The following is an 8,358-nucleotide window of genomic DNA, read 5'->3' on the forward strand; positions in this document are numbered from 1 at the left end:
CGTCAACCCCTATTACTTCTTCTTGGTTTCTTTAATCACAACCACTTCGTCCGCATAGCGAACGCCTTTGCCTTTATAAGGCTCTGGACTGCGGTATGCACGAACTTCAGCGGCGACCTGACCAACTTTTTGCTTATCAATCCCTTTGATCAGGATCTCAGTTGGAGTTGGTGTTGCACATGTAACGCCAGCTGGCATTGCGTGAACAACAGGGTGCGAGAAACCAAGAGACAAATTCAATTTGTCGCCTTGAGCTTGCGCTTTGTAACCAACACCGACCAGGTTCAGTTTCTTTTCGAAACCTTTAGTGACGCCGTTAACCATGTTGTTGACCAGGGCACGCAAGGTACCGCTCATCGCATTGGCTTCACGACCATCATTCGCTGGGGAAAAACTCAAAGTGCCATTGTCGTTCGCAACTGTCACCAGGCCGTTCAAGGCTTGAGACAACACGCCCTGTGGGCCTTTAATTGTAATCTGCTCTGTCGAAATGGTGACTTCAGCACCTGCCGGCAAAGCGATTGGCATCTTACCTACTCGAGACATCTTTCACTCCTTAGGCGACGTAGCAAATCACTTCGCCACCGACACCGGTTGCGCGCGCTTTGCGGTCAGTCATAACGCCTTGTGGTGTGGAAACGATCGCCACTCCCAAACCGTTCATGACACTTGGGATCTCGTCTTTACCTTTGTAAATACGGAGACCTGGACGTGATACACGTTCCAAGCGTTCAATCACAGGACGTCCTGCGTAATATTTCAAGCCGATTTTTAATTCGGACTTACCTGCAGTTTCAGAAACTGCGAAATCTTCAATGTAACCTTCGTCTTTAAGTACGTTCGCAATTGCGATCTTTACTTTAGAGGACGGCATCGCGACGACAGTCTTTTGAACAACTTGTGCGTTACGGATGCGGGTCAGCATATCGGCGATAGGATCGCTCATACTCATTGCTTATTCTCCTATTACCAGCTGGCTTTAGTCATACCCGGGATTTCACCACGCATGGCGACTTCACGGAGTTTAATACGGCCCAAACCGAATTTACGGAATGTGCCACGTGGGCGACCTGTCAAGGCGCAGCGGTTACGCTGACGGGTCGGATTGGAGTTACGTGGCAATGCCTGCAACTTCAGACGGGCAGCGTACTGCTCTTCTTCAGTCTTTGATTGGTCATCAATGATGGCCTTCAATTCGGCACGCTTACCAGCGAATTTCTTCACCAGGTCTGCACGCTTTTGCTCACGATTAATCAGTGCCAGTTTTGCCATGGCGACCTCAGTTTCTGAACGGAAATTTAAATGCGGCGAGGAGCGCTTTCGCTTCTTCGTCGGTCTTTGCTGTTGTCGTGATACTGATGTTCATACCACGCAACGCGTCGATCTTGTCGTATTCGATTTCAGGGAAAATGATTTGTTCCTTGACACCGATATTGTAGTTACCACGACCATCAAACGCACGACCAGAAACGCCACGGAAGTCACGTACACGTGGCAAAGCCACAGTAATGAAACGGTCCAGGAATTCATACATCTGAGCGCCACGCAAAGTTACCATACAACCAATTGGGTAGCCTTCACGGATTTTAAAACCAGCGATCGCTTTGCGAGCTTTGGTAACTACTGGTTTTTGACCAGCAATCTTGGTGAGGTCGCCAACTGCATGCTCAATAATCTTTTTATCTGCAATTGCTTCAGACAAACCCATGTTCAGGGTGATTTTCAAGATGCGTGGAACTTCCATGACTGACTTATAAGCGAACTTTTCAGTCAGATCACCAACGATTTTATCTTTATATATTGCTTGTAGACGGGCCATGATGTTATGCCTTCACAACTTCGCCAGTCGACTTGTAGATACGGACTTTCTTACCATCCACTACCTTGAAGCCTACACGGTCTGCTTTGCCAGACGCTGCATTAAACAATGCAACATTCGACACATGAATCGGCATCACTTTATCCACGATGCCACCTACTGCGCCAGTCATTGGGTTAGGCTTAACAGCTTTTTTAGCAACGTTAATACCTGCAACAACAACGTAATCGCTATCGATACATGCTTGTACCTGACCGCGCTTACCTTTGTCTTTACCCGTCAAGACGATGACTTCGTCGTTTTTACGAATTTTGTTCATCACGACCCCTTACAGCACTTCTGGAGCCAAGGACACGATTTTCATAAAGCGCTCAGTACGCAGTTCGCGTGTTACTGGGCCGAAAATACGAGTACCGATAGGCTCAAGTTTTGCATTCAACAATACTGCAGCATTGCCATCAAATTTGACCAACGAGCCATCTTGACGACGAACACCCTTAGCTGTCCTCACGACAACGGCGTTGTAAATTTCACCTTTTTTTACACGACCGCGCGGAGCAGCAGACTTTACAGTGACTTTAATTACGTCACCAATACCCGCATAACGACGCTTGGAACCGCCCAACACTTTAATGCACAGAACTTCGCGCGCACCAGTATTGTCAGCCACTTCCAGCCGGCTTTCTGTTTGAATCATAATGTTCTCTTTCCCAACTTAATCCACACAACTTGCGCAATGCAAATTTGTAGTCAGTCTTGGTCCCGCCAGCTAACCCCTACATAACCTACAATGCACGAGCCAACTGATTAGGTGGACGATTTTTTAACCACTTTCACAACAAGAGGGCGCTATGAAAGACATTTAGGCTGCCACTCGCACACTTTGCAAATGACAGCCCATCATTATTACACTAAAAAACGATTTGTGCAATAAATTTATACTACTTGTGCGACTTGAACCACACGTGTCACTGTCCAAGCTTTAGTCTTGGAGATAGGACGACCTTCTTGAATTTCAACGGTGTCGCCAGCCTTTGCCTGGTTCGCTTCATCGTGTGCGTGGTACTTGGCACTACGGACGATGATCTTGCCATACAAAGGATGCTTGACGTGACGTTCAACAACCACTGTTACGGTTTTGTCCATCTTGTCGGAAACAACCTTGCCAATCAATGTGCGCTTCAGTGCGACTTTAACTTGATCGTTCATTATTTGGCATCCTTCTGGTTCATGACGGTTTTCACACGTGCGATGTCACGACGAACTTTCTTCAATTGAGAAGTGTTAGTCAGCTGTTGCGTAGCGATTTGCATGCGCAGGCTGAATTGAGCCTTCAACAATTCATTCAGTTCTTTGGTCAAAGCCGCCTGATCCTTACCTTGGAGTTCAGATACTTTCATTTACAACTCCTATTATTGGCCGACTTGACGGACGACGAACGTAGTCAACAGCGGCAATTTAGCTGCAGCCAAGCGGAACGCTTCGCGTGCCAGCGTCTCATCGACACCATCCATTTCGTACAACATTTTGCCTGGTTGAATCTCGGCAACGTAGTACTCAGGATTACCTTTACCATTACCCATACGGACTTCTGCTGGTTTCTGGGAAATTGGCTTGTCCGGGAAAATGCGGATCCAGATACGGCCACCGCGTTTAATGTGACGAGTCATTGCACGACGCGCTGCTTCAATCTGACGCGCTGTGATACGACCACGACCAACTGCCTTCAAGCCAAACTCACCGAAGGAAACTGCTGTACCACGAGTATGCGAGATACCCTTGTTACGGCCTTTCTGTTCCTTGCGATATTTTCTGCGTGCTGGTTGCAGCATGATTATTCTCCTGCTTTCTCAGCCGGTGCTGCAGCGTCAGCTTTTGCGCGTACGCGCTTGGCTGCCGGGGCTGCTGCGCCGGTCGTCGGTGTTTGTCCTTCTGGACGCTTGGCGCGTGGACGGCTATTTGGCTTGCCATCATCACGACGTGGGCCACGACGTTTTTTGTCGTCTTCCGGTGTCGATTCAATAACAGGCGCATCGCCATTTGCCAAACGATCGCCTTTGTAGACCCATACTTTTACGCCAATAATGCCGTAAGTTGTGGATGCTTCGCCAAAGCCGTAGTCGATGTCAGCACGCAGAGTATGCAGAGGCACGCGGCCTTCGCGATACCATTCTTTACGTGCGATCTCGATACCGTTCAAACGACCACCAGACATGATCTTGATACCTTGAGCGCCCAAACGCATTGCATTTTGCATCGCACGTTTCATGGCGCGACGGAACATGATGCGTTTTTCCAGTTGCTGAGCGATAGAATCAGCGATCAGTTGAGCATCGATTTCTGGCTTGCGAATTTCTTCGATGTTGACGTGCACTGGCACGCCCATCAATTTCGACAATTCAGCTTTCAATACTTCAATATCTTCGCCTTTTTTACCGATCACAACGCCTGGACGGGAGCTATATATCGTGATGCGTGCGTTTTTAGCAGGACGCTCAATAACGATGCGGCCTACAGACGCGTTTTTCAGTTTCTTCTTCAGGTATTCACGTACCTTCAGATCTTCGATGAGCATAGTGGCAAAGTTACCATTGCCAGCATACCAACGAGAAGACCAGTTACGTGTTACTGCCAAACGAAAACCGGTTGGATGTATCTTCTGTCCCATCGTGACTCCTTAGTTACCAACGGTCACATAAATGTGACAGGATTGTTTAGAGATACGATCACCACGACCTTTAGCGCGTGCTGTGAAGCGCTTCAGAATCGCACCTTTTTCGACATAGATAGTCTTTACTTTCAGCTCGTCGATATCCGCGCCATCATTGTGTTCGGCGTTTGCAATTGCAGACTCCAACACTTTCTTGATGATCGCAGCACCTTTTTTAGGGCTGAATGCCAGGATATTCAATGCCTGATCTACTTTTTTACCGCGAATCAGGTCAGCCACCAGGCGACCTTTTTGCTCAGACAGACGCACACCGCGCAAATTTGCTTTAGTTTCCATCATCGGTCCTTATCTCTTAGCCTTTTTATCGGCAGCGTGACCCTTGAACGTACGGGTCAGCGCGAATTCGCCGAGCTTGTGACCAACCATGTTTTCGGAAACATAAACTGGTACGTGTTGCTTACCGTTATGAACCGCAATGGTCAAACCGATGAAGTCCGGCATAATTGTCGAACGACGGGACCAAGTCTTGATTGGCTTCTTGTCTTTGGTCGCTTGCGCGGTTTCGACTTTCTTCACCAGGTGGGCGTCGCAAAACGGCCCTTTTTTCAATGAACGTGTCATGTTTTATCCCTTATTTCTTGCCACGGCGTGAGACGATCATCGAAGTAGTGCGCTTGTTGCGACGAGTCTTCTTACCCTTGGTTTGCTGACCCCATGGTGATACTGGGTGACGGCCGGCTGCAGTTTTACCTTCACCACCACCGTGCGGGTGATCGACCGGGTTCATGACCACACCGCGAACGGTAGGACGAACACCACGCCAACGCATTGCACCAGCTTTACCGATTTTGCGCAGGTTATGCTCACCGTTGCCTACTTCACCGATAGTCGCGCGGCATTCGATATGAATACGACGAACTTCACCGGAGCGCAGACGAACCTGAGCGTAAGTACCTTCACGCGCCATCAATACAACGCCAGCACCAGCTGTACGTGCAATCTGAGCACCTTTACCTGGCAGCATTTCTACGCAATGCATAGTTGTACCGACCGGGATATTGCGGATAGGCAAACAGTTACCAGATTTGATTGGCGCTTGAGAGCCGTTCATGACCTGATCACCAGCAGCCATACCTTTAGGAGCAATGATATATGCACGTTCACCATCCGCGTAGCACAACAAAGCAATGTGTGCTGTACGGTTAGGATCGTATTCAATACGCTCTACTTTTGCAGGGATACCATCTTTGTTGCGTTTGAAGTCAACCAGACGATAATGCTGCTTGTGACCACCACCGATATGACGGGTAGTGATGTGACCGTTGTTATTACGGCCAGCAGTTTTTGATTTCTTTTCCAACAAAGCAGCGAACGGACGACCTTTGTACAGGCCTTCTGTCACTACCTTCACCATACCACGACGACCTGGTGAGGTTGGCTTCATCTTAACGAGTGCCATGCTTATGCCCCCTCAGTGAAGTTAATTTCCTGACCTGGCTTCAAGCATACAAAAGCGCGTCTTGTATGATTGCGGCGGCCATTAAATTTACCGGTACGTTTTTGTTTACCTTGGCGATTTGCTACTTGTACGGATTCAACTTGTACTTTGAACAGCAATTCGACGGCAGCTTTGATTTCTGGCTTGGTTGCATCTGGCATAACCAGGAAAACCACTTGCTCATTCTTTTCAGCAACCATAGTTGCTTTTTCAGAAATAACAGGAGCCAGCAACACCTTCATCAGGCGTTCTTCGCTAATTTTGACTTGTGCGCTCATGCCAGCATCTCCTCAATCTTTGCCAGTGCTGGCTTGGTGATCAACACTTTCTTGTAGAACACCAAAGAAACTGGATCAGCATAACGTGGTTCAACAACCAGTACGTTTGCCAGGTTACGCGCTGCCAACATCAGGTTTTCATTGAATTCGTCAGTAATGATCAGGACGGAATCCAGGCAACCCATTGCTTTCAGTTTGTCGGACAACAGTTTTGTCTTAGGTGCGTCAACAGTAACATCGTCAACCACATTCAAACGACCTTCACGAGCCAACTGGGACAGAATCGAGCAGATACCTGCGCGATACATCTTTTTGTTAACTTTATGAGAGAAATTCTCATCAGGCGAGTTCGGGAATATACGACCACCACCACGCCACAATGGAGAAGAAGACATACCAGCACGTGCACGACCAGTACCTTTTTGACGCCAAGGCTTCTTGGTTGTGTGATGGACTTCTTCACGATCTTTTTGTTTGCGATTACCGCTACGAGCATTGGCTTGGAATGCAACAACGACTTGATGGATCAAGGCTTCATTGTAATCACGACCAAAGATAGTATCAGGAGCGACTACGTTCGACGCTGCTTGACCTTGTTCGTTTAGGAGCTTCAGTTCCATGGATTAGGCTCCCTTCTTGGCTTTAACTTTAACAGCAGGAGATACAATCACCTGACCATTTTTTGCACCCGGCACGGCACCCTTCACCAGCAACAACTGACGCTCTGCATCTACGCGAGCGATTTCCAGATTTTGCACAGTGCGAGTTGCATCACCCAGATGACCAGTCATGCGCTTACCAGGGAATACACGACCTGGATCCTGCGCCATACCGATAGAACCAGGAACATTATGCGAACGGGAGTTACCGTGAGTTGCACGACCAGAAGAGAAGTGATGGCGCTTGATAGTACCGGCATAGCCTTTACCAATCGTTACACCTTGCACGTCCACTTTTTGACCAGCTTCGAACATGCCAACAGGCACGACGTCGCCTGCTTTCATTTCAGCGGCTTTAGCAGCATCAATACGGAATTCTTTTAATACAGTACCAGCTTCAACACCTGCTTTTGCGAGGTGACCGGCAGCCGCTTTTGTTACGCGGGATGCACGGCGCTGACCGAAAGTTACCTGAACAGCGGAGTAACCGTCTGTTTCAGGAGTTTTGACTTGCGTCACGCGGTTGTTGGACACGTCCAAAACAGTAACAGGAATCGAATCCCCATCATCTGTAAAGATGCGCATCATGCCAACCTTGCGACCAACTAGGCCCAAGCTCATTGTTTTCTCCATTCTCACCTACGATTGGGTGAGGCTGATGTTTAAAAAACTTAAACGAATAGGCCAGCCGGAGCTGACCTACATCTAAGCCTTCGATTATAGCCCGCAAATTTTTTATTTACAAGACTAATTTATTTGAATTTTCGAAAAATTGTGGTATGTCGAATTTTCAGTATTTTTCTGAAAATACTAATTTGCATCAGTATATTCAAATCAATAAGAATTATTGCAATTTGATTTCTACGTCAACGCCAGCTGGCAGATCGAGCTTCATCAACGCATCAACTGTTTTATCAGTTGGGTCAACGATGTCCATCAAACGCTGGTGAGTACGAATTTCGAATTGATCACGGGAAGTTTTGTTCACGTGTGGGGAGCGCAGTACGTCGAAACGCTGGATACGTGTAGGCAAAGGAACCGGGCCTTTAACAACAGCGCCAGTGCGCTTGGCTGTTTCTACGATTTCCAGAGCGGACTGATCGATCAGTTTGTAATCGAAAGCCTTCAGACGGATACGGATTTTTTGATTTTGTGTGGACATGTTCATTCCTATAAAGAGCGAGCCAGGTACGGCAGAGCCGCCGGCATATTTAATAAAGAGCGAAAACTAAATTGGCTGCCGCATTAAATTCAATACGACAGCCAACTAGTATACTACAAATTACGACAGATATTACTCGATGATTTTAGCAACAACGCCAGCACCAACTGTACGGCCACCTTCACGGATAGCGAAGCGCAAGCCTTCTTCCATCGCGATCGGGTTGATCAGTTTTACTGTGATAGATACGTTATCACCTGGCATGACCATT

17 protein-coding genes and 1 pseudogene are annotated in these 8,358 nt (G+C 47.8%); all 18 read right to left on the minus strand.

Going from position 1 to position 8,358, the window contains the following annotated elements:
- Positions 1-12: 12 nt before the first annotated feature.
- Positions 13-546 carry a 50S ribosomal protein L6 gene (gene rplF, locus Q8K39_RS08955; protein WP_110255925.1) on the minus strand — a complete coding sequence of 178 codons (534 nt, stop codon included), beginning with the start codon at positions 544-546 and terminating at the stop codon, positions 13-15.
- A gap of 10 nt (positions 547-556) precedes the next feature.
- Positions 557-952, minus strand: a complete 396-nt coding sequence (gene rpsH / locus Q8K39_RS08960) for a 30S ribosomal protein S8 (RefSeq protein ID WP_110255924.1) — start codon at positions 950-952, stop codon at positions 557-559.
- Between the two features lie 14 nt (positions 953-966).
- Positions 967-1,272, minus strand: a complete 306-nt coding sequence (gene rpsN, locus Q8K39_RS08965) for a 30S ribosomal protein S14 (protein ID WP_110255923.1) — start codon at positions 1,270-1,272, stop codon at positions 967-969.
- A gap of 7 nt (positions 1,273-1,279) precedes the next feature.
- A complete protein-coding gene (gene rplE, locus Q8K39_RS08970; protein WP_186953129.1) occupies positions 1,280-1,819 on the minus strand; it encodes a 50S ribosomal protein L5 in 540 nt (179 codons plus the stop codon).
- Between the two features lie 4 nt (positions 1,820-1,823).
- Positions 1,824-2,138, minus strand: a complete 315-nt coding sequence (rplX, locus tag Q8K39_RS08975) for a 50S ribosomal protein L24 (protein WP_162039554.1) — start codon at positions 2,136-2,138, stop codon at positions 1,824-1,826.
- 9 nt (positions 2,139-2,147) lie between these two features.
- Positions 2,148-2,516 (minus strand): 50S ribosomal protein L14, encoded by a 369-nt coding sequence (gene rplN / locus Q8K39_RS08980; RefSeq protein WP_006464924.1) that lies wholly within the window; start codon positions 2,514-2,516, stop codon positions 2,148-2,150.
- Positions 2,517-2,755: 239 nt separating this feature from the next.
- Positions 2,756-3,028, minus strand: coding sequence for a 30S ribosomal protein S17 (rpsQ, locus tag Q8K39_RS08985; protein WP_110255920.1), 273 nt, complete (start codon positions 3,026-3,028; stop codon positions 2,756-2,758).
- On the minus strand, positions 3,028-3,219 hold the full coding sequence (rpmC, locus tag Q8K39_RS08990; RefSeq protein WP_110255919.1) for a 50S ribosomal protein L29: 192 nt from the start codon (positions 3,217-3,219) through the stop codon (positions 3,028-3,030). Before rpmC ends, rpsQ begins: the two co-directional genes overlap by 1 nt.
- 12 nt (positions 3,220-3,231) lie before the next feature.
- Positions 3,232-3,651 (minus strand): 50S ribosomal protein L16, encoded by a 420-nt coding sequence (gene rplP / locus Q8K39_RS08995; protein ID WP_110255918.1) that lies wholly within the window; start codon positions 3,649-3,651, stop codon positions 3,232-3,234.
- 2 nt (positions 3,652-3,653) lie between these two features.
- A complete protein-coding gene (gene rpsC, locus Q8K39_RS09000; protein WP_186953127.1) occupies positions 3,654-4,487 on the minus strand; it encodes a 30S ribosomal protein S3 in 834 nt (277 codons plus the stop codon).
- 9 nt (positions 4,488-4,496) lie between these two features.
- Positions 4,497-4,829 carry a 50S ribosomal protein L22 gene (rplV, locus tag Q8K39_RS09005; RefSeq protein ID WP_174244915.1) on the minus strand — a complete coding sequence of 111 codons (333 nt, stop codon included), beginning with the start codon at positions 4,827-4,829 and terminating at the stop codon, positions 4,497-4,499.
- A gap of 6 nt (positions 4,830-4,835) precedes the next feature.
- Positions 4,836-5,111: a 30S ribosomal protein S19 gene (gene rpsS, locus Q8K39_RS09010; protein WP_110255916.1), complete on the minus strand. Its 276-nt coding sequence runs from the start codon at positions 5,109-5,111 to the stop codon at positions 4,836-4,838.
- A 10-nt stretch (positions 5,112-5,121) separates the two neighbouring features.
- Positions 5,122-5,949, minus strand: coding sequence for a 50S ribosomal protein L2 (gene rplB, locus Q8K39_RS09015; RefSeq protein WP_186950513.1), 828 nt, complete (start codon positions 5,947-5,949; stop codon positions 5,122-5,124).
- Between the two features lie 2 nt (positions 5,950-5,951).
- Positions 5,952-6,266, minus strand: coding sequence for a 50S ribosomal protein L23 (rplW, locus tag Q8K39_RS09020; protein ID WP_110255914.1), 315 nt, complete (start codon positions 6,264-6,266; stop codon positions 5,952-5,954).
- Entirely contained in the window at positions 6,263-6,886 is a 624-nt protein-coding gene (rplD, locus tag Q8K39_RS09025; RefSeq protein ID WP_305259553.1) for a 50S ribosomal protein L4, read from the minus strand. The genes rplW and rplD overlap by 4 nt, the downstream gene beginning before the upstream one ends.
- Positions 6,887-6,889: 3 nt before the next feature.
- Positions 6,890-7,546, minus strand: coding sequence for a 50S ribosomal protein L3 (gene rplC, locus Q8K39_RS09030; RefSeq protein WP_186953125.1), 657 nt, complete (start codon positions 7,544-7,546; stop codon positions 6,890-6,892).
- Between the two features lie 223 nt (positions 7,547-7,769).
- Positions 7,770-8,087, minus strand: coding sequence for a 30S ribosomal protein S10 (gene rpsJ, locus Q8K39_RS09035; protein WP_110255911.1), 318 nt, complete (start codon positions 8,085-8,087; stop codon positions 7,770-7,772).
- A 132-nt stretch (positions 8,088-8,219) separates the two neighbouring features.
- Positions 8,220-8,358 (minus strand): annotated as a pseudogene (gene tuf, locus Q8K39_RS09040) (elongation factor Tu); the annotation flags it as partial.

The organism is Undibacterium sp. (genome assembly GCF_030683615.1).
GTDB lineage: Bacteria > Pseudomonadota > Gammaproteobacteria > Burkholderiales > Burkholderiaceae_D > Undibacterium > Undibacterium umbellatum.

Bases quoted from the DNA above. Each gene is read 5' to 3' on its own strand.
- rplV (WP_174244915.1), bottom strand. From the start codon at position 4,829: ATGATGGAAACTAAAGCAAATTTGCGCGGTGTGCGTCTGTCTGAGCAA.
- rpsN (WP_110255923.1), bottom strand. From the start codon at position 1,272: ATGGCAAAACTGGCACTGATTAATCGTGAGCAAAAGCGTGCAGACCTG.
- rplE (WP_186953129.1), bottom strand. From the start codon at position 1,819: ATGGCCCGTCTACAAGCAATATATAAAGATAAAATCGTTGGTGATCTG.
- rpmC (WP_110255919.1), bottom strand. From the start codon at position 3,219: ATGAAAGTATCTGAACTCCAAGGTAAGGATCAGGCGGCTTTGACCAAA.
- rplD (WP_305259553.1), bottom strand. From the start codon at position 6,886: ATGGAACTGAAGCTCCTAAACGAACAAGGTCAAGCAGCGTCGAACGTA.
- rpsJ (WP_110255911.1), bottom strand. From the start codon at position 8,087: ATGTCCACACAAAATCAAAAAATCCGTATCCGTCTGAAGGCTTTCGAT.
- rplW (WP_110255914.1), bottom strand. From the start codon at position 6,266: ATGAGCGCACAAGTCAAAATTAGCGAAGAACGCCTGATGAAGGTGTTG.
- rpsC (WP_186953127.1), bottom strand. From the start codon at position 4,487: ATGGGACAGAAGATACATCCAACCGGTTTTCGTTTGGCAGTAACACGT.
- rplP (WP_110255918.1), bottom strand. From the start codon at position 3,651: ATGCTGCAACCAGCACGCAGAAAATATCGCAAGGAACAGAAAGGCCGT.
- rpsQ (WP_110255920.1), bottom strand. From the start codon at position 3,028: ATGAACGATCAAGTTAAAGTCGCACTGAAGCGCACATTGATTGGCAAG.
- rplN (WP_006464924.1), bottom strand. From the start codon at position 2,516: ATGATTCAAACAGAAAGCCGGCTGGAAGTGGCTGACAATACTGGTGCG.
- rplF (WP_110255925.1), bottom strand. From the start codon at position 546: ATGTCTCGAGTAGGTAAGATGCCAATCGCTTTGCCGGCAGGTGCTGAA.
- rplC (WP_186953125.1), bottom strand. From the start codon at position 7,546: ATGAGCTTGGGCCTAGTTGGTCGCAAGGTTGGCATGATGCGCATCTTT.
- rpsS (WP_110255916.1), bottom strand. From the start codon at position 5,111: ATGACACGTTCATTGAAAAAAGGGCCGTTTTGCGACGCCCACCTGGTG.
- rpsH (WP_110255924.1), bottom strand. From the start codon at position 952: ATGAGTATGAGCGATCCTATCGCCGATATGCTGACCCGCATCCGTAAC.
- rplB (WP_186950513.1), bottom strand. From the start codon at position 5,949: ATGGCACTCGTTAAGATGAAGCCAACCTCACCAGGTCGTCGTGGTATG.
- rplX (WP_162039554.1), bottom strand. From the start codon at position 2,138: ATGAACAAAATTCGTAAAAACGACGAAGTCATCGTCTTGACGGGTAAA.